Source organism: Devosia ginsengisoli, assembly GCF_024707105.1.
In the GTDB taxonomy this organism is placed as follows: domain Bacteria; phylum Pseudomonadota; class Alphaproteobacteria; order Rhizobiales; family Devosiaceae; genus Devosia; species Devosia ginsengisoli_A.
Genome location: NZ_JANQAJ010000006.1, coordinates 1,087,691 through 1,110,485, shown reverse-complemented (window position 1 = coordinate 1,110,485; position 22,795 = coordinate 1,087,691). Strand labels below are relative to the sequence as shown.

At 66.2% G+C, this 22,795-nt stretch carries 19 protein-coding genes, 1 tRNA gene and 8 pseudogenes; 17 read left to right on the top strand and 11 right to left on the bottom strand.

Annotated features, from left to right (window positions below):
- Positions 1–148 precede the first annotated feature (148 nt).
- The 4 genes from NVV79_RS09400 to NVV79_RS09385 all read right to left on the bottom strand — a co-directional run bounded on the left by NVV79_RS09400 (position 149) and on the right by NVV79_RS09385 (position 3,351).
- Positions 149–1,066 carry a carbohydrate ABC transporter permease gene (locus NVV79_RS09400; protein ID WP_303988310.1) on the bottom strand — a complete coding sequence of 306 codons (918 nt, stop codon included), beginning with the start codon at positions 1,064–1,066 and terminating at the stop codon, positions 149–151.
- Positions 1,060–1,212, bottom strand: coding sequence for a hypothetical protein (locus NVV79_RS09395; protein WP_303988308.1), 153 nt, complete (start codon positions 1,210–1,212; stop codon positions 1,060–1,062). The genes NVV79_RS09400 and NVV79_RS09395 overlap by 7 nt, the downstream gene beginning before the upstream one ends.
- Complete coding sequence (locus NVV79_RS22610) at positions 1,169–1,489, bottom strand: carbohydrate ABC transporter permease (protein ID WP_369684715.1); 321 nt, start codon at positions 1,487–1,489, stop codon at positions 1,169–1,171. The genes NVV79_RS09395 and NVV79_RS22610 overlap by 44 nt, the downstream gene beginning before the upstream one ends.
- A 764-nt stretch (positions 1,490–2,253) precedes the next feature.
- Positions 2,254–3,351 carry an ABC transporter substrate-binding protein gene (locus tag NVV79_RS09385; RefSeq protein WP_369684711.1) on the bottom strand — a complete coding sequence of 366 codons (1,098 nt, stop codon included), beginning with the start codon at positions 3,349–3,351 and terminating at the stop codon, positions 2,254–2,256.
- 743 nt (positions 3,352–4,094) lie between these two features.
- Here NVV79_RS09385 and kdgD point away from each other — a divergent pair.
- A pseudogene (gene kdgD / locus NVV79_RS09380) lies at positions 4,095–4,999 on the top strand (5-dehydro-4-deoxyglucarate dehydratase).
- Positions 5,000–5,116: 117 nt separating this feature from the next.
- On the top strand, positions 5,117–5,467 hold the full coding sequence (locus NVV79_RS09375; protein ID WP_303988302.1) for a hypothetical protein: 351 nt from the start codon (positions 5,117–5,119) through the stop codon (positions 5,465–5,467).
- A 208-nt stretch (positions 5,468–5,675) separates the two neighbouring features.
- On the opposite strand, the pseudogene NVV79_RS09370 reads toward NVV79_RS09375, so the two are convergent.
- A pseudogene (locus NVV79_RS09370) lies at positions 5,676–6,659 on the bottom strand (mannonate dehydratase); the annotation flags it as partial.
- 141 nt (positions 6,660–6,800) lie between these two features.
- Between NVV79_RS09370 and NVV79_RS09365 the strand changes: the two are divergent.
- Both NVV79_RS09365 and NVV79_RS09360 read left to right on the top strand, forming a co-directional pair.
- Positions 6,801–7,526: a FadR/GntR family transcriptional regulator gene (locus NVV79_RS09365; protein ID WP_303988300.1), complete on the top strand. Its 726-nt coding sequence runs from the start codon at positions 6,801–6,803 to the stop codon at positions 7,524–7,526.
- A 248-nt stretch (positions 7,527–7,774) separates the two neighbouring features.
- Positions 7,775–8,925, top strand: a pseudogene (locus NVV79_RS09360) (serine hydrolase domain-containing protein).
- Positions 8,926–9,162: 237 nt separating this feature from the next.
- Here NVV79_RS09360 and NVV79_RS09355 read toward each other — a convergent pair.
- The 5 genes from NVV79_RS09355 to NVV79_RS09335 all read right to left on the bottom strand — a co-directional run bounded on the left by NVV79_RS09355 (position 9,163) and on the right by NVV79_RS09335 (position 12,780).
- A complete protein-coding gene (locus NVV79_RS09355; protein ID WP_303988298.1) occupies positions 9,163–9,921 on the bottom strand; it encodes an NAD(P)-dependent oxidoreductase in 759 nt (252 codons plus the stop codon).
- Between the two features lie 411 nt (positions 9,922–10,332).
- Positions 10,333–10,476 (bottom strand): hypothetical protein, encoded by a 144-nt coding sequence (locus NVV79_RS09350; RefSeq protein WP_303988296.1) that lies wholly within the window; start codon positions 10,474–10,476, stop codon positions 10,333–10,335.
- The gene (locus NVV79_RS09345) at positions 10,466–10,789 is read right to left on the bottom strand and encodes a hypothetical protein (RefSeq protein WP_303988294.1); all 324 of its coding nucleotides are present in this window, start codon (positions 10,787–10,789) and stop codon (positions 10,466–10,468) included. Before NVV79_RS09345 ends, NVV79_RS09350 begins: the two co-directional genes overlap by 11 nt.
- Before the next feature lie 116 nt (positions 10,790–10,905).
- Entirely contained in the window at positions 10,906–12,525 is a 1,620-nt protein-coding gene (locus tag NVV79_RS09340; protein ID WP_303988292.1) for a dihydroxyacetone kinase subunit DhaK, read from the bottom strand.
- A gap of 180 nt (positions 12,526–12,705) precedes the next feature.
- A tRNA-Gly gene (locus NVV79_RS09335) sits at positions 12,706–12,780 on the bottom strand.
- A 121-nt stretch (positions 12,781–12,901) separates the two neighbouring features.
- Here NVV79_RS09335 and NVV79_RS22605 point away from each other — a divergent pair.
- From NVV79_RS22605 to NVV79_RS09310, 5 genes and pseudogenes are all read left to right on the top strand, one after another.
- Positions 12,902–13,293 (top strand): annotated as a pseudogene (locus tag NVV79_RS22605) (thioredoxin family protein); the annotation flags it as partial.
- 192 nt (positions 13,294–13,485) lie between these two features.
- On the top strand, positions 13,486–13,932 hold the full coding sequence (locus tag NVV79_RS22600; RefSeq protein WP_369684714.1) for a tetratricopeptide repeat protein: 447 nt from the start codon (positions 13,486–13,488) through the stop codon (positions 13,930–13,932).
- Positions 13,933–13,940: 8 nt separating this feature from the next.
- Positions 13,941–14,606: an LON peptidase substrate-binding domain-containing protein gene (locus NVV79_RS09320; protein WP_303988287.1), complete on the top strand. Its 666-nt coding sequence runs from the start codon at positions 13,941–13,943 to the stop codon at positions 14,604–14,606.
- Positions 14,603–14,839 (top strand): Trm112 family protein, encoded by a 237-nt coding sequence (locus tag NVV79_RS09315; RefSeq protein WP_303988285.1) that lies wholly within the window; start codon positions 14,603–14,605, stop codon positions 14,837–14,839. The genes NVV79_RS09320 and NVV79_RS09315 overlap by 4 nt, the downstream gene beginning before the upstream one ends.
- A 302-nt stretch (positions 14,840–15,141) precedes the next feature.
- The gene (locus NVV79_RS09310) at positions 15,142–15,411 is read left to right on the top strand and encodes a hypothetical protein (RefSeq protein WP_303988283.1); all 270 of its coding nucleotides are present in this window, start codon (positions 15,142–15,144) and stop codon (positions 15,409–15,411) included.
- Here NVV79_RS09310 and NVV79_RS09305 read toward each other — a convergent pair.
- A complete protein-coding gene (locus NVV79_RS09305; RefSeq protein ID WP_303988281.1) occupies positions 15,408–16,625 on the bottom strand; it encodes an FAD-dependent monooxygenase in 1,218 nt (405 codons plus the stop codon). The genes NVV79_RS09310 and NVV79_RS09305 overlap by 4 nt on opposite strands.
- A gap of 297 nt (positions 16,626–16,922) precedes the next feature.
- On the opposite strand from NVV79_RS09305, the pseudogene NVV79_RS09300 reads away from it, so the two are divergent.
- The 8 genes and pseudogenes from NVV79_RS09300 to NVV79_RS09265 all read left to right on the top strand — a co-directional run.
- Positions 16,923–17,258: pseudogene (locus NVV79_RS09300) on the top strand (P-II family nitrogen regulator); the annotation flags it as partial.
- A gap of 25 nt (positions 17,259–17,283) precedes the next feature.
- A pseudogene (locus NVV79_RS22595) lies at positions 17,284–17,511 on the top strand (ammonia channel protein); the annotation flags it as partial.
- 67 nt (positions 17,512–17,578) lie between these two features.
- Positions 17,579–18,034, top strand: a complete 456-nt coding sequence (locus NVV79_RS09290) for a hypothetical protein (protein WP_303988279.1) — start codon at positions 17,579–17,581, stop codon at positions 18,032–18,034.
- Positions 17,953–18,366, top strand: coding sequence for a hypothetical protein (locus NVV79_RS09285; RefSeq protein ID WP_303988383.1), 414 nt, complete (start codon positions 17,953–17,955; stop codon positions 18,364–18,366). Before NVV79_RS09290 ends, NVV79_RS09285 begins: the two co-directional genes overlap by 82 nt.
- Positions 18,338–18,658: a hypothetical protein gene (locus NVV79_RS09280; protein WP_303988381.1), complete on the top strand. Its 321-nt coding sequence runs from the start codon at positions 18,338–18,340 to the stop codon at positions 18,656–18,658. Before NVV79_RS09285 ends, NVV79_RS09280 begins: the two co-directional genes overlap by 29 nt.
- 596 nt (positions 18,659–19,254) lie before the next feature.
- A pseudogene (locus NVV79_RS09275) lies at positions 19,255–19,998 on the top strand (ammonium transporter); the annotation flags it as partial.
- Entirely contained in the window at positions 19,979–20,392 is a 414-nt protein-coding gene (locus NVV79_RS09270; protein ID WP_303988380.1) for a hypothetical protein, read from the top strand. The pseudogene NVV79_RS09275 and the gene NVV79_RS09270, both read left to right, overlap by 20 nt.
- A gap of 566 nt (positions 20,393–20,958) precedes the next feature.
- Positions 20,959–22,775, top strand: a pseudogene (locus tag NVV79_RS09265) (ABC transporter ATP-binding protein).
- The last annotated feature ends 20 nt before the right edge of the window (positions 22,776–22,795 follow it).

Here is a 22,795-nt window from a genome sequence, read left to right as displayed (position 1 = left end):
GTGGATGGCAATGGAGTGCTCCGCTACTGCCCCGCACCCCAGCCCTCTCCCCAACAGGGAGAGGGGGCGATGTGGCACAGCCAGTTCGTCTTGCATCCCCCTCTCCCCGCTGGGGAGAGGGTCCGGGAAAGGGGAGGACGCGGGATCCCTACCCCTTCACCGCGCCCACGGTCAGTCCGCCGACGAGAGGAACCTCTGGGCGTACATGTAGAGGATCGCCACAGGGATTGCGGTCAGCAGCGAGGGCCGCCATCAGTTCGCCCCAGGGCGGGATATCGCCCACCACCATGGACTGCAGGCGATCGGCAGGGTCATGAGCGATTCCGACGTGATGAACACGAAGGCGAACAGGAACTCGTTCCACACGCGTTGGTGAAGGCGAAGAGCGCGACCGAGAGCAGGGCCGGCGCCGCCGGCGCTGCGTGATGCGCACGAAGGCATAGAGCCGGCTCGCCCCGTCGATCATCGCGGCCTCTTCGAGCTCCACCGGGATCGAACGGAAGTAGGCGATCAGCACCCAGGTGGCGAAGGGAACGAGGAACGTCGGATACGTGGTCAGCAGCGCACCGTAGCTGTTGATCAGCCCGAGATCGCTCAGCGTCTGGTAGAGCGGAATGAAGATCAGCGTACCCGGCAACAGGTAGGTGATCAGGATCGCCGTGGTCAGCAGCCCCGCCCCAAGGAACTTCAGCCGGGTCAGCGCATAGGCCGCGAGTGCCGCGATGGCGACCGAGATGACCGTCGAGAGCGCCGCGATCAGCACCGAGTTGCCCAGCCAGTGGAGGAACGGCGAGCCGAACAGCAGCTCCTGGTACTGGCTCAGCGTCGGCGGGTTGGGCCAGAAGATCGACTGCCGCTGGCTGATCTGGCTGGTGGTCTTGAACGAGGTGATCATCACCCAGTAGAACAGGAACAGCACGAACACCATGATCGGCAACAGGATCAGGATGCGCAGGCCGATGCCCATCCGCTCGCGCTCCTTGGGCTTGAACACGGGCTTTGCTGCCGAGCCGGTCATGCGCTTGCGCAGCGCCTGGCCGAGGCTTTCGATGCCACGGTTCAACATGTCGAGAACGGCCAGAAGAAGACATCGAGCACACGGCTGAACAGGGCGCCGAAGAACTTGCCGATGCCCAGCCCCTTCTTCTGCACGCCCGCGGCCCGCTCGTCATGCCGCATATACTTGCTCAGCAGGTAGATGAGGAAGGCCATCAGCGGCGCGACGGACAGCGCAATCGCCGAACCCGGGCCGTATTGCAGCGAGCCGATCGCCTTCTCGTAGGCGAGGATCGAATAGAGGCGCGTGGCGCCCGACGGGGCCGCCGCCGGTCATCAGGAAGATGAGGCCGAACTGGTTGAAGGTCGAGATGAAGCTCAGCAGCAGCACCACGAGGATGACGTAGCGCATGCCCGGCAGGGTGACGTAGCGGAAGCGCTGCACCGCGTTGGCGCCGTCGACTTCGGCCGATTCGTAGAGCTCGGTATCGATGGCCTTGAGGCCGGCCAGCAGCAGCAGGGTGAAGAACGGAATGCCCTTCCACGTTCACCGCGATGACGCTGCCGAGCGCGAGGTTCGAATCCGACAGCCAGCCCAGCGGCTTGTCGATGACGCCCATGCCCTGCAGGATCGGGTTCAGGCCGCCGAACAGCGGGTCGTAGATCGACTTCCAGGCGAGCGCCGTGACGATCTCGGGCACGATCCAGGGCAGCAGCATGATCGCCGACATCAGGTTGCGCCAGGGCAGCTTGGAATGAAGGATCATGGCGATGGTCATGCCGGTCACGAACTTGATGCTCAGCGACCAGAAGGTGAAGTTGATCGTGTTGCTGAGGCTCAGCAGGTAGTCCGAGTTCGTGTAGAGCCGCTGATAGTTGCGCAAGCCCACCTGCACCGTGTCGCCGGTGTTGAAGTTGAAGGTGGTCATCGACATCAGGATGGCCGAAATGAACGGCCAGAAGATCAGGCCCGCCATCAGCAGGACCATGGGCAGCACGAACAGGTAGGCGATGCGCCAGTCGCGCCCCAGGATGTTCTTGAGCTTGAACCGCGGACGCGCGGCAGTGCTTGTGCCGCTGACGGGCATGTCGAGAGTGATACGCTTGTCCATGGTCAAGCCTCCTTCCAGCTGAAGCACCCTGGTGGCTCGGGTGCAGGAGTTGGCGCGGCCGGGCATCACGATGTGACAACCTCATCCGGCGCGGGGATATGGGCGGAGGGCGGCTGACCGTCCCCGCCTCGAGGCATCGCTGCCCTTACGGCTGCGGCATGCCGCCTTCTTCGAAGATGTCGCGCATCTTGTTGTGCGCATCCTTGACGGCATCGGCGGGCGACATGCGACCGGAGATGACGTTGCCGACCGACTGCTCCAGCACGCCCTGGGCGCGGATGGCGTCGACACCGGCGTTCGGGTTCGCCGGCCAGGACTGGCCGAGGAACGGATCCTGCACATCCACCGCCTGCTTGATGGTCGCAAGGTTCGGTTCTGCAGCAAGCAGTTCCGGCGTCCACAGGTTCTGGTAGGCCGGTGTGAACAGCACGCTGCCCAGCGCCGCGATCTTGGAGAAGTTGGCCGGATCGAGCAGGTTGAGCGCCAGCTCCTTGGCGAGCGCCACGTTCGGCGCCCCCTTGAAGATGGTCATCCAGCCGCCGACGTTGCCGCCATCGCGGCTGTCGCCGTTGATCGCAGCGGGGGCCTGCAGCAGCAGCGTGTTCGGATAGACCGGATTGTTGTCACGCTTGGCCTGGGCATAGATCGAGAAGGCGTTCTGGGTGAAGCCGATCTGGCCCGCCAGGTACGCTTCGTTGTTGCCCGTGTCGTTCCAGCTTTCGACACCCGGCGGCAGCATGGCGGCATACTTGCCGTTGCGGTCGTAGGTTTCGCGCAGGAACTCGAAGGCCGCGACCGTCTCCGGCGTATCGAAGGTCACCACCTGGCCGGCTTCGTCGGTGAAGTGACCACCGAACGCCTGCACCACGGCAATCAGGAAGCCGAAGCCGTCACCCGACTGGTTGGGCGTGAAGCCCCAGCCGTAGAAATCCGGGCCCGAGATCGCCAGCGCCGCTTCGCGGCGATCGACGATGGTCTTGAGCGATGCCGGGTCGATGCCCTTTTCCTTGAGCTTGTCGCCGCGGGCGTAGTAGCCCGTTGTCGTGCCGATCAGCGGGATGGCCTTCCAGCGCCCGTCGAACTGCGCCGTCTTGGCGGCGTTGAGGCCCGGCATGATGGCGCCGTACTTGGCGATCGCCTCGTCGACCACGTCGGTCACGTCCTCGACGAGGTCGAGAATGTGCAGCTGGCTGATCGAAACGTTCGAGGTGTAGGCGAAATCCGGCGGGTTTCCGGCCTTCACCGCGGCAGTCGGTCTTGCCGAGGAAGTCGCCGAACGATTCCGGGTTGGTGGTCGAGATGTCGAGCTGGACGCCCTTGGAATCGGCAAAGGCCTGCACCGTGTCGCGGAAGGCCGTCTGCGCCGCCTCGAAATACTCGGTGCGGTGAATGACGGTCAGCTTGCTCTTGTCGCCGACCGGCAGGGCCTCGTCGGGCTTGGGCGCATCCTGGGCGAAAACGGGCAATCCGTTCGCGCCCAGCACGATGCCGGCGCCTACCGCCGCCGAGCCCCCGCAGAATGTCGCGGCGGCTGAATTTGTCTTTGGTCATGAATGTCTCCTCCACATTTTCTTCTCGTATCCCGACGGCCAGTCCCTCAACCGCGCGCCGGGTCTCCAAACGAGACTGTCAGATCGTCAAAGCGATGCGTCCTCCTGGCACGGCAAGTCGCCTGGCAATTTGTGCAATGGGAATGGCTGCCGTGACCCTCGTTGGCCGCGGCTGGACGAAATGAAATGGACACACATCGTGTGCTGCACGTCGCCCTCCCTCCTCCGGAACGTTGCCCGGTCGCCGGCTTCTCAAGTTCTGATGCCGAACGTACGTCAATCTGTAGTTCTATCCGGGCGCTGTCAACGACCAATCATACTGCCTGTGGCAAAAACGCGGCGGCGGAAAGCCACTTGCGTCGCGTTGACACCCGTGCGTCGGCGGTGATAGTCGAAAGTAATCATACTAATTTCCGATGCGGACGGGAGAGCACCGATGACGTTTGACGAGATCAAGACCAAGATCGGCTCGGGGCTGCTGTCGTTTCCGGTCACCGATTTCGGCGCCGACGGCGAGTTCTATGCGGCTGGCTACGCCCAGCGCCTGCAGTGGCTCTCGTCCTACGAGGCAGCCGGACAGTTCGCCGCCGGCGGCACCGGCGAGTTCTTCTCCATCGGCTATGACGAGTACGACGCGGTGATCCGCACCGCGGTCGAGAACAGCCACAAGGACGTGCCGGTGCTGGCCGGTGTCGGCTACGGCACGCGCATGGCCGTCGACCTCGCCCGGCGCGCCGAGGCGGCCGGCGCTGCCGGTATCCTGGTGCTGCCCCACTACCTGATGTTCGCCGAGGAGGCGGGCGTCATCGCCCACATGCAGGCGATCTGCAATGCCGTCGGCATCGGCGTCATCTACTACGCCCGCGACAATTCCCGCCCTCTCCCGCCGGGCTCGAGAAGCTGGCGGAAACCTGCCCTAACCTGATCGGCTACAAGGACGGCATCGGCGACCTGCAGCTGATGCAGCGCATCGCCCACCGCATGGGCGACCGCGTGGTGCATGTCGGCGGCCTGCCGACGGCCGAGGTCTTCGCCCAGCCCTATCTCGAAATGGGCGTCACCACCTATTCGTCGGCCGTGTTCAACTTCGTGCCCGAGCTGGCCCTGCGCTTCTACCGGGCCGTGCGCCAGCGCGACAATTCCACGATCGATGCGCTGATGAAGAGCTTCTACCTGCCGCTGATCGAGCTGAGGGACAAGAAGCGCGGTTATGCCGTATCGATGATCAAGGCCGGCGCCGAGCTCGTCGGTCACGGTGCCGGCAAGGTCCGCACCCCGCTGACCGAACTCGATGCCAGCGAGCGTGAAGTGCTGCGCGGCCTGATCGCCGCCCACGCCTGAGAAATAACCTTACCCGGCGGGTCGGGTAGACAATCGGTGTTCCATTCTATCTTCTGCCATGATCGGTAGCCACTTTGGTGGCTGCCGGACATTGCGTAAGTAGTAATTGAGTAGCCGATGACAGTAGAACGGCCCACCCAGTCGCAGCTGGTGATTGACGGCCTGTCGTACTCCGATTGGGAAGACGACGCCGATCGTCTGCGTGAACTTGCGACCGGCACCGGTCGCGTGACCAAGCGACATCTTGCCCGTGCAGAAAAACTGCTGTCGAGCCTCGATGACGAGCTCGAGGCCATCGCCGGCGTCGCCCCCGGCCTCAGCGGCTTCGACGCCATACGCGTCGGCTGCCTGCGCGACCTGCTGGTGGCGTTCCGCATCAGCGTCGCCGAAACGCACAAGCTGCTGGTGGCCCGGACGGCAAAGCCCGCCAAGCCGCAGAAGGCTGCTGCCCAGGGCGGTATCCGATAGATCGACGCCCCCTCCGTCAGGCTGACGCCTGACACCTCCCCCGCCCCGCGGGGGAGGATTTGCTGTGGCACGATCTCGCCCCATTCGGTCCTCCCCCCGCGGGGCGGGGAGGTGCCGGCGCCAGCCCGGCGGAGGGGGGGACGCCCTCTCGGCGATACCCTACCGCGAACCGCCCCGAAATGCCGTCGCCGTACGGATCCCAACCATTCGCCTGGAAGCAGGCGATGATGTAGCCGAAGCAGAAGGCGAAGGCGGTTTCGTTGGAGTTGGCGGCGTCGATATGCGGCACGTGGTCGGGCATGATCATGCCGTCATAGCCCACCTCGTGATAGATCTTGAGCGCCGCCGGCATGTCCATGTCGCCCGCATCGGGAAACTCCTCGGTGAACGAGTAGCGCCCGCCCTTGATGTTGCGGAAATGGACGTTGAAGATCTTCTTGCGCTTGCCGAACCAGCGGATGATCTCGCCGATTTCCTCGCGCGGGTTTTCGAGGCTCTCGGCCACCGTGCCCTGGCAGAAATTGAGCCCGTGATAGGGGCTCTCGGCGATCTGCACGAACTTCATCAGCCCCTCGGCATCGCCGAGCACGCGCTTTTCGAAACCGCGGAAACCGGGCGGCGTCATCGGGTCGTGCGGGTGGCAGGCGAGGCGCACCCTGTTGGTGGTCGCGACCGGCACGACCCGCTCGAGGAAATAGGTGATGCGCTCCCAGAACTCGTCGGCGCTGACCTTGCCGGCGATGGTCAGCGTATCGGCGTTCTCGGCCTTGTCGGCTCGCCACGTGGACAGCACCTGCCCACCGCGCCCGGTCTCGGACGTGGTGCGCGGAATGCCCAGCACGTTGAAATTGTACTTGGCCGCCCCGATGCCGGCCTCGGCCAGCGCCTCGATGATGCGGCAGATGCCGTCGATCTCGCGGTCGCGCTCGCCCGGCCGCCCGAGCACGATGCCGGGGGCCTGGTGGTTCCGCTCGATGCCCGATGACGGCAGCGGCAGCTGCACCATGTCGAGGATGAGCCCGAAGCTCTCCATCCGGTCGCGATGCCGCATCAGGATATCGCGATCCCACTGCCACGGGTCGCCCTCGGGATCGATGCAAACATGCTTGACCCCCAGTTGGGCAAGCTGCTTGAGATAGCGATCACCGGCCTCAGCCAGCTGGCCGCCGCCCATCTGGGTGCCTACGTACATGTCTCCCCCTCATTGTTCTATGACTTCTTCAAAGTAGTATGATAGATTTTTCGGTGCGGCAAGCGAAGTAGGGAACTTCGCTGTCGGACCGCGGTGGAAGTCGACCCGTTCGACCGGTCGAAGTCTACGGAAAGCACGGGAATGTCTGCCACTCTTCACCTGACTGATCGGGTCAAGCTCGATCTCCTGCGGCTCATCGAGGCCGATCACCTGAAACCGGGCGACCGCCTGCCGGCTGCCGACGATCTCTGCCGCCAGTTTTCGGTGAGCCGGACCGTGGTGCGCGAGGCCATCGCCAGCCTCAAGGCGGAGGGACGCCTGCGCTCGCTGCGCGGCAGCGGCGTCTATGTCGAGGCCCCGCCGCCGGCCGCCAAGGGCATGGCCCTGTTCATGGCCGCGCCGGAGGAGATCGGCGACATCCTCGACTTCATGGAGATCCGCATCGCGGTCGAAGTCGAGGCGGCCGGGCTCGCCGCCGAGCGCCGCACCGAGATCAACCTGGTCCGCATGGCGCAGGCGCTGGTGCAGTTCAGGAAGCACTTCAAGGACAAGACGCTCGCGACCGACGCCGACCGCGCCTTCCACCGCGCCATCGCCGATGCGACCAACAACAACCGCTTCCGCCTGTTCGTCGACGAGGTCGGCGAGCGCCTGATTCCGCGCCGGGCTCTGGGCGCCACCTTCATCGACGAGCGCAGCAAGGCCGAGTTCCTCGAGATCATCGCCGGCGAGCACCAGCGCATCTACGACGCCATCTCGGATCGCAAGCCGGACGAAGCCCGCGTCGCCATGCGCCGACACCTCGAGGACGGACGGCGGCGCTATCGCGAGTGGCGTATCGCCAACGACGCGGCGGCGGTGGGGTGAGGTTTGGCACTGTGAGCGCTTCCATCGCCCCCTCTCCCTTGGGGGAGAGGGCTGGGGTGAGGGGGCCTTGCCATGGACACCGAGCGCAGAGAAGGCCCCTCACCCGGCGCTACGCGCCGACCTCTCCCCCAAGGGAGAGGTGTGGGCGGGGCCCGGTGCCTGGGCACCATCGTCCCTCATCCCTTCTGCCCATCGCCATCCCCGCACTGATCGGCCACAGTGCTGCCCATTGCGGGGGGGAACGCCACATGAGCATTGCCATTGACGGCACGGTCGCGCCGGGTTTCGAGCGCGTGGCGGATGCGTTTGCCAGCGGCTTCGCGGGCCGGCCCGGCATGGGGGCGTCACTCGCCATCCGGGTCGACGGCAACTATGTGGCGCAACTCTGGGGCGGCACCGCCGACACGCGCACCGGCCGACCGTGGCGACAGGACACGCCGGGCGTGATCTTTTCCTGCACCAAGGGCGTGATGTCGCTGCTGGTCGCCCGCCTCGTCGAACAGGGCCTGCTCGATTACGACGCCCCGGTCGCCCGCTACTGGCCGGAATTTGCCCAGGCGGGGAAGGCGGCGATCACCGTGCGCGAGGCCCTGTCGCATCGCGCCGGACTGCTGGCTATTGAGCAAGACCTCGGCGTCGACGATCTGTGCACCTGGCAGACCATGGTGGCGGCGCTGGCCGCCCAGCGGCCGCTGTTCAAGCCGGATTCCGGCTACGCCTACCATCCGCTGACCCATGGCTGGCTGACCGGGAAATGGTGCGCCGCGTCACCGGCAGGATGCCCGGGGCGTATCTGAAGGAGATCACCGGGCCACTCGGCGCCGATCTCTGGATCGGCATTGACGACGATGTCGAGCCAGCGCACCTGAGCGTCATTCCGCCGGACCCGGCAACCCAGCCGGTGCTGCCGGTGCCGAACCCGAATTGGCCCGAGCGGGCGGTGACCTTCGGCAAGGCGCTGCCGACGACGCTCGCGACCCCGAACGGAGGCTTCAACGACCGCCGCCTGGTCGTCGCCGAATTGCCGGGCGCAGGTGGCGTCGCCACAGCCGATGGCCTTGCCACCTTCTGGTCGGCGGCGGTGACAGAGACCGAGGGCTTTCGTACCGTCGGACCGGATGTCATCGAACGCGCGACGCGAGAGGTCTCGGGCGGCCCGGGTATCTACCCCAATGGCCCGCCCTGGTATCGCTGGGGCATGGGCTTCATGCTCGACGCAGAGCCCCGCCCGCTGCTGACGCCAAAAAGCTTCGGCCACGACGGTGCCGGCGGCCAGGTGGCCTTCGCCGACCCCATCCACAAGGTGGGCTTCGCCTACATAACCAACCGCATGGAAAGTCCGCCGGAACAGCGCGGCAACAGCGTGGTGACGGCGTTGCGGGAGATACTGGTGAGATAGGAGCGGGAGCTTCGAGCTGGCGAGGACGCCGCGGTCGATCCCTTCGAAGGTGGCGCTCGCTAGCGCCCATAGCGTGGCTGGCGCAGGGTCCTCCCCTGCATCTCTCAGTCGTCATCCCGGGCTCGACCCGGGGACCGATACGTTGGTGCGGGTCGCGCTCAAGGATGGGTCCGCGGGTCAAGCCCGCGGATGACGGTGATAGAGGCAGGCGCGGCGGCGTAGCGCAACCACACCCAGTCAGATCAGCCGCTGCGACTGCGGTTTCCACCCGATCAGCCGTTCCGCCTTGCCGAGATCATGCTCCTCGCCGTTTTCGTCGGCGACGATGAACACTGCCTCGAAGCCCGGTTCCGTCGCCTTTGCCACCGTCTCGATGGCGCCGAGATAGGCATTGGCCATGTCTTCCTCGTCGAGCGGATAGACGAAGCTGCCGTCGCCGGCGCGCTGCGGCGGATTGCGGCGCTCCTTGAGATAGGCTTCGCGCGAGCGCGGACCCGAGATGCGCAGGCTGATGATGCTGGTGCCGAACCAGCGCGCGAAATAGGCGCAGATCCCTTCGCCCAGCCCCTTGCTGAGCCCGTAGACCGAGGGCGAGTCGAGCGGTACGTCGGCTTCGGCCGCATAGAAGGGCCGGCCGCGATAGTGGACGCTCATCGAGCTCGTATAGACCCCGCGCTTCACCCCCGCTTCCTGCGCCAGGTAGAGGAAGAGGTGCAGCGCCTTGGTGTTGAGGTCGTAGTTGTTGACGATGTCCTCGAGGCTCTGGTTGGTCACCATGCCACCCTGCCCGTTGCGCATCGCGAGCCAGACGAACACGTCGACATCGGCAAGCGCCGTGCGGATCGCCTCGGGGTCGAGCACCGAGCCCTTCACGTACTCGATATCCGGATCGCCGGGATCGCCGAGGTCGAGCACGCGGATCGTGTGCCTTGCCTTGAGATAGGGTGTGATCAGCTTGCCGACATGGCCGGCACCGCCGACGAGAAGGACGCGCATCAGGCCGCCTTTCGCCGGTATCGAGGATGCGGATGCCGAGCTCTTTTTCGGCGGTGCGGTGGAACAGCGCGCCGACTTCGGGCAGTTCCTCGCTCGAATTGCCTTCGGCGATCACCGGATAGTCCGGGTCGAGCGCTTCGATGCGCCGGAACAGCTTCGCAAAGTCCATCACGCCCTTGCCGGGGCAGCCATCCTGCAGGTGGATCGGCGAGCCGGTTCTCGACCCAGACATCCTTGGCATGGGCACTGCAGATGTGCCGGCCGAGGAGGTCGAAATGGTGCGTTCACCGCTGCGCCGGTGTTGTAGATGGTCTCGAGCGTGATCCAGTTGGCCGGAATCGTAGTCGCAGCGCACCCAGGGCGAGTCGACGGCATCGAGGATCCGCGCCGCGATCTCGGCCGTGCGCGGCGTCACCAGGAATGCGATTCGAGGCTCAGCAGCACGCCGGCATCCTCGGCGGCGCTGGCGCATTCCCTCAGCGACCTGATCAGCTGCGCTTCGGCCTGGGCCGTCCAGTTGTCCGGGTGCGGAAACCAGGGGCCATCAGGATTCATCGAGCCCGGGCCGGTGTCGATGCCGCGCGCCGCCCATCCAGCCAGAGAGCTTCAGCGCCGCCTGCAGCACCTTCACCGACTGCGCCCGCGCCGTCTCGTCGGAGGTGACGAGGTTCTGCCAGTAGCCGGTGGTCTGGAACAGCGCCACGCCCTCGTCGGCGAGCAGCGATTTCAGCCGCTCGGCATCGGCTTCGCGCCGCGTGGTCAGCGGATCATTGTCGCGGAACCGCGTGAAGATGCCGAGAACCCGGCCGCCCGCACCCGCCGGCACATTTCCGGCGTCAGCTCGTTCATGTTCGCGGGCAGAAAACACCCGCTCATCCCAAGTCGCATCGTCGTCTCCTCCCGACCGGGACATTGGCCGGGCGGGAGGAGGGTGAAGTCAACGATGGCGGGCTAGGCTCTTGGTAGGGTGCGCGTGGAACAGGCCTATTTGGCCAGCGCCGCGAATACCCGTGCCACCGCTTCGGCGCCCGGATCGACGTGGCCTGCCAGTTGCGCGGCGCCGACATAAGCGGCGCGGCCGGAACTGGCGCGGGTCATGGTCGCGGTGCGTTGCGCGCCCACGAAGGCCGCACGGGCGGCGGCGGCGATACCGTCCTCGAGGGCCGCGAGCGCCGGGGCGAGCGCGTCGATCATGGTGCGGCCGCCCGGTTGCGCGCCACCCACCTGTTGCATGCGCGCAAGGCCGGCGCGAAGGGCATCCGCCACGTTCTCACCCGACGCTGCCGCGTCGGCGGCGGCCGAGAAATAGATCGCGAGGAGGATGCCGGACGAGCCGCCCATCGTGGTGCCGAGCATGCGCCCGATAGCGGCGAGCAGCGCCGGGGTATCATCGAGCGGCAGCGTGTCGACGGCGCCGAGCAGGGCGCGGGCGGCGAGCGCCAGCGTCGACCCAGTATCGCCGTCGCCGGACTTGGCGTCGAGTGCGTTGAGATCCGGGGCGGCCGCGATCAGCGCCTCGCAGGCGGCGACGACGAGGCGCCGCACTGCGGGATTGTCCGACACCGCGACCGCAACGGGCGGGACCAGCTGCGGCACGGACTGCACGGCCACCGGACCGACCGAGGAAATGCCGGGCCAGGCTGGTGTCGCGACAGGGAAATGCAACGCGGCGAGGTTCTCGGCCGTGGCCGGCATGGCCGACACCGAGAACCCCCGCATGTCGAGCGCGGTCATCACGGCGGCCGGCCCGACGATATGGCTGATCCGGCCGGCGATGGCCGAGGTCGCCAGCTCGTTGGCGAGCACCGACATCTCGAGCGCCGACGTGCCGCCGAGATTGTTGAGCAGCACCACCTGCGGCCCGGCGGCGAGCGTCGGCGCGAGCTTGTCGATCACGCTGGCGATGGCGCCGTGCGCGCCGGTGAAGGCCACCTGCTCGACGCCCGGCTCGCCATGGATGCCGAGGCCGAGTTCGGCCATGCCCTCGGGAATGCGCTGTTCGCGCTCGGAACCCGGCACCGTGCAGGTATCGAGCGACATGCCGATGCTGCGCATGCCGGCGATCACCCGCTCGGCGGCCTGCGTGACCTCCGCGAGATCGCCGCCCTGCTCCGCGACGGCCCCGGCGATCTTGTGGACGAACAGCGTACCGGCAACGCCGCGCGGCTGCGGCAGGTCGGGCAGTGCGATGTCGTCGCCGACGATCACCATGCTCACCCGCTTGCCCAGCGCCCGGGCCCGTTCGGCGGCAAGGCCGAAGTTCAGCCGGTCGCCGGTATAGTTCTTGACGATGAGCAGGCACCCGGCGTCGCCGGTGACCGCGAGGATGCCGCTGAGCACCGCATCGACCGAGGGCGACGCGAAAATGTCGCCGCACACCGCCGCCGTGAGCATGCCGCGCCCGACAAAGCCCGCATGGCTCGGCTCGTGCCCAGAACCGCCGCCCGATACCATCGCCACCCTGTCGCGCTGCCAGTCGGCGCGGACGACCACCTTGATGTGCGGATAGCCGTCGAGCCGCGCCAGTCTCCCGCCGGACGAGCGAACGAGCCCATCCACCGCCTCGAGAACGATGGTGTCGCGCTGATTGACGAACTGTGCCACTGGCCTGCCTCCCGTTTCGGGGGCGGAGTTCAGCCGACTCGGCGGCAATAGGCAACCGGCCTTGCGCTTGCTGCGCCGCGGGGCGGCATTTTGATCACCGGGCGCAAATGGTGCCAGAAATGCGAAAGGCCGAGCACTTGGCTCGGCCTTTGTCGCATCCCGGTCATTTCGGGAGGATAATGGAGCGGGCGAAGGGATTCGAACCCTCGACCCTAACCTTGGCAAGGTTATGCTCTACCCCTGAGCTACACCCGCACTCCATGCCGCCCGTCGCGCCGCGCTTTCGCTTGGCATCGGGTCGACGGGCGCCTATATGCCCAATCGAAGCCGGGGTTGGCAACCCACAATTTTGGTCTCGTGAAATGCGTGGTAAACCATGCCCACGAGACCCCTGGGCGCACTGGAAAATCAAGGAGATGCGGGGCTTCCCAAGCCCCCCATTCGCTGGGACAATAGCATTATGTCGCTGAACGATATCACTTCCGCCACTCCCGCCGACGCGGCGCCGGTCGCTGCGCTGATCAAGGATTCGACCGATCGCGCCTTCAAGGCCGACGTCATCGATGCCTCGCTCGAGGCGCCGGTGCTGGTCGATTTCTGGGCCCCGTGGTGCGGCCCTGCCGCCAGCTGACGCCCAACCTCGAAAAGGTGATCAACGAGAAAGCCGGCAAGATCCGCCTCGTGAAGATCAATATCGACGAGAACCCGGGTGTCGCCGGCCAGCTCGGCATCCAGTCTATCCCCGCCGTGTTCGCCTTTGCCGGCGGCCGCCCGGTGGATGCCTTTCTCGGCGCCATCCCCGAGAGCGAGGTCCGCCGCTTCGCCGACAAGGTGATTTCGAGCGCACCGGAGGGCAAGCCCGCCGCCGGATCGATCGAGGAAGAGATCAAGAATGCCGTCGAGGCCGCCGGCGAGGCGCTCAAGCTCGGCGACCTGAACCAGGCCGCGCAGATCTACGGCATGGTGCTGCAGCACAAGCCCGACCATCCGGGCGCGATCATCGGCATGGCCAAGGTCTTCTTCACTGCCGAGGATCCGGAGCAGGCCCAGGCCGTGCTGGACACGATGCCCGAGGCCGAGCGCAAGGGCGAAGAGTACAACTCGCTGATCCAGTCGCTGAAGCTGCTCGGCGAGGCCGCCGAGCTCAGCGAGACCGACGAACTCGCGGCCGAGGTCGAGGCCGATCCGGACAATCACCAGGCCCGTTTCGATCTCGCGGTGAAATACAATGCCGAGGGCAAGCGCCTCGAGGCCGCCGAGGCCCTGGTGGCGCTGATGAAGCGCGACCGCACCTGGAACGAGGATGGCGCGCGCAAGAAGCTGCTCGAGCTGTTCGAAGCCTGGGGTGCCAAGGACCCCGCGACACTGAAGGGCCGCCGGCTGCTGTCGGCGCTGCTCTTCAGCTAGGAGGCAAAGTGCTGAAGCGTCCAGACTCGCCGACCGACATCCCCGCCTCGATCCCGGTGTTTCCGCTGACCGGGGCGCTGCTGCTGCCCTATGCCCGTCGCCCGCTCAACATCTTCGAGCCGCGCTACCTCGAAATGATCGACCACGCGCTGAAGGGCGATCGGCTGATCGGCCTGATCCAGCCGATGGATACATCGGTCGAAAGCCCGGAAGGCAAGGTGCCGCTCGAAAAGATCGGCACGGTCGGGCGCATCGTGCAGTTCGAGGAAACGGACAACGAGCGCTACTTCGTCATCCTCGAGGGGCTCTGCCGCTTCGAGCTGATCAAGGAAATGCCGACCATGAATCCGTTCCGCCGGGCCATGGTCGATACGACCCCCTATGCCTCAGATTTCGAGCGCGAGTTCGGCGAAGAAGCGGTGGACCGTCCGCGCTTCCTCAAGATGATGCGCGACTATGCCGAGTTCGGCAATTTCGACCTCGACTGGGACGAGATCGAAAAGACCGGCACCGCCGACCTGGTGAACTTCTGCGCCATGGTCGCGCCCTATGGCGCGGCAGAGAAGCAGGCTCTGCTCGAGGCGACAACGCTCGAAACCCGGGCGGAAACCCTGATCGCCATGGCCGAATTCGAAATGGCCAAGGGCGGCAACCGCGGCTCACCGCTCAATTGACCGAGGCGGCGCGCCCTCCCGCGGTCAACCCGCGCCACGTCGTCGACGTGAAGGTGCTGGAAATGCTGGTCTGCCCGCTGACCAAGACGCGGCTGACACTCTCGGCCGACAGGACCGAACTGATCTCGGTGGCGGCGCACCTGGCCTTCCCGATCCGCGACGGCGTCCCGATGCTCAGTTTGGACGAGGCGCGCGAGATCGATCCCGAGGATATGGGCCAGCACCGGGAGTGAGGGCCACCGGGCACCGCCACTACTGTGCCTAACCCCCTCATCCGGCGCTGCGCGCCACCTTCTCCCCGACGGGGAGAAGAATCCGGATAGTCCGGCGGCCACCACTTGTTCCTCTCCCCGTCGGGGAGAGGGTGGATCGCGCGAAGCCGAGACGGGTGAGGGGTTGAGGGCACCTGCTTGCTGGATCGGACGCTTTTTCTGCATCCGCTATCGCCGTCGTTAACCCCGCCGACGCAATGCGCTTCGGCAGTTAAGTGCGCAATCGTATCTTAATGCCGTTCGCCAACCGCGCGGGGGTCCAGATGGACGCTGTCGCCTGGGTTTCGGCCAGCTTTGCATACTGCTTTACCGACCAGTGGACGTGGATAGGCATTGGCCTCGCCTCCGTTGCCGGCATCTTCAGGTTCCCGGCCCCGTTCATCGTGCTCGGCACCGCCGCCTACTTCATCGTGCGCTCGCTGCTGTGGGCCGGCGCGTTCGGTGGCGGCCTCGTCGGCTACACCACCATCGCGCTCTCGAGCCTGTTGATCGTGGCCGCCTATTTCGGCGCGCAACGGGCGATGCCGGCCTAGATCGGCAGCCCGCGCAACAGCTTCGGCCCGTTGCGGTCAAGTCCCGACGCACGGGAGATGAGAAAGTCCTTCACCGGTGGGACGCGGTCGACGAGGCCCATGCCGAAGTCGCGGATGGCGCGGACCGGGGCAATGTCGTTGGAGAACAGCCGCACCATGCCGTCGGTGACGGCGACCATCAGCGCGGTGTCGAAGCGCCGCCAGTGCTGGTAGCGCTCGAGCACGTCGGCGGCGCCCGGGTCCTGTCCGAGCCGTAGCGCCTCGATCGCGACCTGCGCCAGCGCCGCGACATCCTTGAGCCCGAGGTTCAGCCCCTGCCCGGCCACCGGATGGATGACATGCGCCGCGTCGCCGATCAGCGCGAGGCGCTCCGAGACGAACGATTTGGCGACCTGGAGGCGCAACGGGAAGGACTGCAGCTTGTCCTCGAGCGTCACCTTGCCGAGGCTCGAGCCCATCACCGCTTCGATCTCGGCTTCGACCTGATCTTGCGGCCACGTCTTGAGTTCGGCGGCGCGCTCCGGCGACTCCACCCAGACCAGCGAGGAGCGGTTGCCCGGCAGCGGCAGGCTGGCGAAGGGACCGGCGGGGCGGAAATGCTCGTAGGCCGTGCCCTCGTGCGCCAACTCGTGCGCGATGGTGGCGACCAGCCCGGTCTGCCGGTAGTCGTGGTTGATGGTGCCGATGCCGGCCTGGTTACGCAGCCACGACTGCGCTCCGTCGGCTGCGATGCAGAGCGGCGCGGCGAGCGTGCGGCCATCGCTGAGCTGCAACCGCGCGGCGCCCGCATCGGCGGTGAAGCCGGTGATCTCGACCGGCGCGACGATCTCGATCTCGGGACCGAGCGCAGTGAGCAACTGCTCGATGACGAGCCCGTGCGGCACGAGATGCGCGAAGGGCTCGCCGGGCGAGACGTCGCCCTCGAAGTGCAGGAACAGCGGGCGCGCGATGTCGCCGGTGCCGGAATCGGTGATCTTCATCTGCCTGACCGGCTCGGCCCCGATGGCCATGCCGGTCCACACGCCCAGCTCGACGAAGACGCGCCTGACGCCCGCCGCCAACGCCCACGAGCGCTGATCCCGAGAAGCCGCGAACTGCCGCCGGTCTATCAGCGCCACGCGGATCCCCTTCATCGAGCGGCCGAGCGCCAGCGCCATGCTGAGGCCCACCGGGCCGCCGCCGACGATCATGATGTCATACTGGGTGCCGGCCATGGGAAGTTCCTCCGCGCCTGCCGCTATGTGGCCCGTCACAGTGGCGCTGTCCAGCGGACGGAGCGCCGCAGCGCGACTGCACACGATTTAGGCGTCTGCACAATTCTTGCTCAAATGTAGGGCGTTAACGTGGCGGTAAGGTTGGCGCCGCACCGCCGCACCGCGCTTGCCTCATCAAACAAACCATTATGAATCAATGCTTTGGCAAATGCGGCAGCAGTTTGGCACGGGGCTTGAGTCTGTTTTGCCCGATTGGAGACATCCAACCCAAGCCGACCCAGATCGAAAGGGGCATCCATGAAGCTGGTGATTGCAATCATCAAACCGTCGCGGCTGGAAGAGGTTCGTCAGGCCCTCAACTCGCTCGACGTGCACGGCATGACCGTGACCGAAGTCAAAGGCTACGGCCGTCAGAAGGGCCATTCGGAAATCTACCGCGGCACCGAATACGCCGTGCATTTCCTGCCCAAGCTGAAGATCGAGATCGCCGTCGACGACGCCCAGTCCGACGCCATCGTCTCGGCCATCCGCGAGAGCGCCCAGACCGGCCGCATCGGCGACGGCAAGATCTTCGTGCTCGACCTGTTGGCCGTGACCCGCATCCGCACCGGCGAAACCGGCGCGGCGGCTCTATGCCGCCCCTCTGGAGAACCCACCAATGACAGATTTGAAGATGTCAAAAGTCCCGGGAGCGGCGGCGTTGGCCAGCCTGCTCTCGCACTGCCCGCCTTCGCGCAGGACGCCGCTGCCCCTGCAGCCGAAGTCGTCGCCGAAGTCGTGCTCCGTGATCGACAAGGGCGACACCGCCTGGATGCTGGTCTCGACCATGGTCGTCATCGTGATGACCCTGCCGGGCCTCGCCCTGTTCTACGGCGGCCTCGTGCGCTCCAAGAACGTGCTGTCGGTCCTGTCGCAGGTCATGGCCGGCTTCGCCATGATCGCCCTGCTGCTGGGTGGCCTACGGCTACTCGCTGGCCTTTGGCGGCACCGAGGGCGGCCTGTCGCCCATCATCGGCGACTTCTCCAAGCTGTTCCTCTCCGGCGTGACGATCGACCGATCGACCGCCGCCACCTTCTCGGCCGGCTTCCAGCTGCCCGAGCTGGTGTTCGTCGCGTTCCAGCTGACCTTCGCCTGTATCACCGCCACCCTCATCGTCGGCGGCATCGCCGAACGCATGAAGTTCGGCGCCGTGATGCTGTTCCTCGCCATCTGGTTCACCTTCTCGTACCTGCCGATCGCGCACATGGTCTGGGCCGGCACGGGCTACCTGTTCAACCTCGGCGCCTACGACTTCGCCGGCGGCACCGTGGTGCACATCAACTCCCGGTGTGGCCGCGCTCGTCGCGGCGATCGTCCCTCGGGCCGCGCGTCGGCTTCCTCAAGGAGCCGATCCCGCCGCACAACCTGACGCTCGTCTACATCGGCACCGGCCTTCTGTGGTTCGGCTGGTTCGGCTTCAATGCCGGCTCCAACCTCGAAGCCAACGGCCTCACCGCCCAGGCCTTCCTCAACACCATCACCGCGCCGGCCGCTGCGGCCCTCGCCTGGGGCCTGGCTGAGAAGTTCACCCGCGGCCATGCTTCGCTCCTCGGCTTCGCCTCGGGCGCGGTCGCCGGCCTCGTGGCCATCACCCCGGCCGCCGGCTTTGCCGGTACGGTCGGCGGCGATCGTCCTCGGCGCCATCGCCGGTGTGGTCTGCCTGTGGGCCGTCGTGACGCTGAAGCAGGCGTTCAAGTATGACGACGCACTCGACGTGTTCGGCATCCATGGCGTCGGCGGCATCATCGGTGCGCTGGGTACGGCATTCGTCGCCAGCCCGTCGCTCGGCGGCTACCCGCTGGCCGACTACGAGATGTGGGGCCAGTTCATCAAGCAGCTGACCGGCGTCGGTATCGCCATCGTCTGGTCGGCTGTGGTGGCCCTGGTCGCCATCCTCATCGTCAAGGCAGTGTTCGGCGGCGCCCGCGTCCCCGAGTCGGCCGAGAGCGATGGCCTCGACCTCTCGAGCCATGGCGAGCGCGCCTACAACTGACCCGGAGCGCCGTCAGGAAGAGTTGCAGACTTTTCCGGTTCGACGGCGCGACCAGCCGGTAAACCCGGAGCGCGGACAGGGACCTCCTCCCCTTGTCCGCGCCACTCCAGGAGCGAGTCGGGGCCCTGCGGTCCGATCCTCTGCTCCCCGGTGATACCTCAGTCCGGATCGCCGCTGACCGCGGCGTGCAGCTCGCGTACCTCTTGGCCCGCCACAGAGGCTTCCCACTCGCAAACCGCGTGGGCTGCACACCCCGGTCAACGGACCGATGCCCGGCCCGCCGGGCCCGGACGTTACCCCGCCAGGTAGCCATGGTCCTGCCCACCCAATAGGCAGGGATCGGCCGCTGACCGCCCAAATTCTGTGCATTGCGCGCTCGGCGCGCCGTGGGGTGTTGTTGCCACGGGCATAGTAACTCACTGAATATGCTGTGATCTCCTGCCGCCTCCCGAAGTGGCACGCGCCTTGATTGCGTTGCCTTCCGAATAATCCCCGGATGCGAGCCGGGTCTTTGGGAGGTCTCAGATGACGCAGTCCACTGCCGGGCTGGACGTATTCTTCGTGCTGGTCGGCGCAATCCTGGTCTTTCGCCATGCATGGCGGCTTCGCCTTCCTCGAACTGGGGACGGTGCGCGAGCAAGAACCAGGTCAACGCCCTGGTGAAGATCCTCGTCGACTTCGCCTTCTCGACGCTGGCCTATTTCCTCATCGGCTATACCGTCGCCTACGGCGTGACCTTCATACATAGCGCCGCGACCCTGTCGGGCAGCGAGGGCGGCGGGCTTTGCCCCCAGGGCTTCAGCCTCGTGAAGTTCTTCTTCCTTGCGACCTTTGCGGCGGCGGTGCCCGCCATCATCTCGGGCGGCATTGCCGAGCGCGCGAAGTTCTGGCCGCAGGTCTTCTCGGCCGCCGTGATCGTCGGGCTGATCTACCCCTTCTCCGAAGGCATCGTCTGGAACGGCAACTACGGCATCCAGGCCTGGCTCGAAGCAACGTTCGGCGCCCGATTCCACGATTTCGCCGGCTCGATCCAGGTGCACGCGCTCGGCGGCTGGCTGGCGCTCGCCGCGGTGATCCGCATCGGCGCCCGCACCGGCCGCTACGGCCCCAACGGCCGCCCCTTCGCGCCGTCCTCGATTCCCTGGCTGGCGCTCGGAACCTGGCTGCTGGCCGTCGGCTGGTTCGGCTTCAACGTGATGTCGGCCCAGTCGGTGGCGGGCGTTTCCGGCCTTGTCGCAATGAACTCGCTGCTCGCCATGATCGGCGGCATCATCGCTGCCACGGTGATCGGCAGGGGCGACCCGGGCTTTGCCCATAACGGTGCGCTGGCCGGCCTCGTCGCCGTCTGCGCCGGCTCCGACCTCTACCATCCGATCGGCGCACTCGTCGTCGGCCTCGGTCGCGGGCGCCATCTTCGTCAAGGGCTTCACCTGGACGCAGGAGAAGCTGCAGGTCGACGACGTGCTCGGCGTCTGGCCGCTGCACGGGCTGTGCGGCCTGTGGGGCGGCATCGCCGCCGGCATCCTGGGGCTCGAGACGCTGGGCGGCATCGGCGGCGTCAGCCCGATCGTGCAACTGCTCGGCTCGCTGGCGGTATCGGCCTATGCCTTTGCGGCCGGTTATGTCGTCTACCTGCTTACCAGCCGCTTCTTCGGCATTCGCCTCACCGACGAGCAGCAGCGGCGCGGCGCCGACCTCTCGATTCACTCGATCGGGGCCGAACCCGAGTTCTGAGGACGGGAACACCCTCCTTCCGCCCAGCGTTGTCAGGGCGGAAGGAGAAGTCTCATGTCTTTCAAGAGCAAGGCAAAGTTCATTGATTTTCCCGCGATCGCATTGATCGCCGCAATTATTCTAGTCCCGGCAGCAATTGCGCTGGCTGTCTAGGACTCAGCTTTTCGTCACTTCACCGCCGTCATTCCCGCGAAAGCGGGCAACTCCAGTGCAGGCTTTCAGCCACCGTGGAGGTTGGAAAATCCCACCAGGTTCCCCATTAAATCGCGGGAATGACGCCGGTGAGTGGCACCGCTTCCAAATCCACCCCCGCTTGCCGCCATTCCAAAACCTCTCTATGACTGGCCTTCTTCGGCCAGCCACAGGAGGCGCGATATGACAGCATTCCGACCTCGCCTCGCAGGGCTCACCTCCGGTCTTCACCGTTAGGTTTGCGCCCGCGGTCCTCCGTTTGAGGACCATTGCCTGCTAGCCGATTTTTCAAACCCGCCGGCGCTTCCGGCTCTTTCCAGTTTTGCTCTTTTCCGGGACCGGATGGCTCCCTTAGCAGCGTCCGGACGATCGACATGGCTTCTCCAAGCAAAAACCAGCGTGGCCAAGCCTATGGCAAGGTGCTCCGCTTCGCTGCCGGGCACTGGCGTAACCAGCCGCGGCGCGTTGCCCTGATCATCGGCCTGTTCTTCACCGAAACGATCGCCGACATCCTGACCCCGTTCTTTGCCGGACGGCTGGTCGAATCCGTCGCCAGCGGCGCCGCCACCAACGAGATCGCCTGGAACGGCGCGACTGAGCGCTTTCTTCGCCATCATCGCGCTGGGCGCCGGTGCGGTGATCATCCGCCAGCTCGCCTTCATGAACATCATCGCCCTGACCCTGCGCATGATGAGCGACATCGCCCAGAACGCCTTCCACCGCGTGCAGCGCTTCTCGTCGGACTGGCACGCCAACTCCTTTGCCGGCTCGACCGTGCGCAAGATCACGCGCGCGGCATGTGGGCGCTGGACAGCCTCAACGATGTCATCCTGATGGCGATCCTGCCCTCGCTGGTGATGCTGGTCGGCACCACGGTGATGCTGAGCCTGTTCTGGCCGGTGATGGGCCTCGTCGTCGGCGTCGGTTCGCTGATCTACATCGCCGTCAGCGTCACCCTTTCGACCCTGTGGGTCGCACCGGCCGCGAGCCTCGCCAATGCCTGGGACACCAGGATGGGCGGCGCACTCGCCGATGCGGTCAGCTGCAACATCGTGGTGAAGGGCTTTGGCGCCGAGGACCGCGAGGAGACCCGCCTTCGCCATGTCGTCGACAAGTGGCGCGAGCCGCACCGCGCACCTGGAACCGCGGCACGCTCAACGGCACCATCCAGCAGGCGCCATGCTGTGGATGCTGCGCTGCGCCATCATCGGCTCGGGCCTGTTGCTCTGGCAGAGCGGCGCGGCGACGGCAGGCGACGTGACCTTCGTGATCACTACCTTCCTCGTCCTGCAGGGCTATCTCCGCGACATCGGCCAGCACGTCCGCAACCTGCAGCGTGCCGTCAACGACATGGAAGAACTGGTGGCGCTCGACGACCAGAAGCTCGGCATCGAGGACAAGCCGGGCGCCGGGCCCATGGCCGTCAAGGCCGGCGCCATCGACTTCGACCATGTCGATTTCCACTACGGCGCGCATCTGAAGCCGCTCTATCGCGACCTCGACGTGCACATCAGGCCAGGCGAAAAGGTCGGCCTCGTCGGCCATTCCGGTTCGGGCAAGACCACCTTCGTCAAGCTGATCCAGCGCCTCCACGACGTCAGGGGCGGCAGGATCGTCATCGACGGCGTCGATATCCGCGACGTGCAACAGGCCTCGCTGCGCCGGCAGATCGCCATCGTGCAGCAGGAGCCGATCCTGTTCCACCGCTCGCTGGCCGAGAACATCGCCTATGGCCGGCCCGGAGCCGACGCGGGCGCAGATCGAGGAAGCGGCGAGGCTCGCCAACGCGCATGACTTCATCGCCAAGCTCCCCAAGGGCTACGAAACGCTGGTCGGCGAGCGCGGCATCAAGCTCAGCGGCGGCGAACGCCAGCGCGTCGCCATCGCCCGCGCCTTCCTGTCGGATGCGCGCGTGCTGATCCTCGACGAGGCGACCTCGAGCCTCGACAGCGAGAGCGAGTTGTTGATCCAGCAGGCCATGGAACGCCTGATGGTGGGGCGCACGACGATCGTGATCGCGCACCGCCTCTCGACCGTCCGCGCGCTGGATCGCCTGCTGGTCTTCGACGGCGGCAAGGTGGTGGAAGAAGGCACGCACGAGCAGTTGGTGAAGCGCGAAGGCGGCATCTACCGCCGCTTGTTCGAGCGCCAAGCGCTGGAACTGATCAAGGGGCTGGAAGCGGCGGAATAAGGACCGAAGAAACAGGGGAC

Excerpts from the sequence above, each read along its gene's own strand:
- NVV79_RS09375 (WP_303988302.1), top strand. The coding sequence starts at position 5,117 with ATGACAGTAGAACGGCCCACCCAGTCGCAGCTGGTGATTGACGGCCTG.
- NVV79_RS09365 (WP_303988300.1), top strand. The coding sequence starts at position 6,801 with ATGTCTGCCACTCTTCACCTGACTGATCGGGTCAAGCTCGATCTCCTG.
- NVV79_RS09305 (WP_303988281.1), bottom strand. The coding sequence starts at position 16,625 with ATGGCCGGCACCCAGTATGACATCATGATCGTCGGCGGCGGCCCGGTG.
- NVV79_RS09395 (WP_303988308.1), bottom strand. The coding sequence starts at position 1,212 with ATGGCCTTCCTCATCTACCTGCTGAGCAAGTATATGCGGCATGACGAG.
- NVV79_RS09400 (WP_303988310.1), bottom strand. The coding sequence starts at position 1,066 with ATGTTGAACCGTGGCATCGAAAGCCTCGGCCAGGCGCTGCGCAAGCGC.
- NVV79_RS22600 (WP_369684714.1), top strand. The coding sequence starts at position 13,486 with ATGGTGCTGCAGCACAAGCCCGACCATCCGGGCGCGATCATCGGCATG.
- NVV79_RS09350 (WP_303988296.1), bottom strand. The coding sequence starts at position 10,476 with ATGAATCCTGATGGCCCCTGGTTTCCGCACCCGGACAACTGGACGGCC.
- NVV79_RS09355 (WP_303988298.1), bottom strand. The coding sequence starts at position 9,921 with ATGCGCGTCCTTCTCGTCGGCGGTGCCGGCCATGTCGGCAAGCTGATC.
- NVV79_RS09310 (WP_303988283.1), top strand. The coding sequence starts at position 15,142 with ATGGACGCTGTCGCCTGGGTTTCGGCCAGCTTTGCATACTGCTTTACC.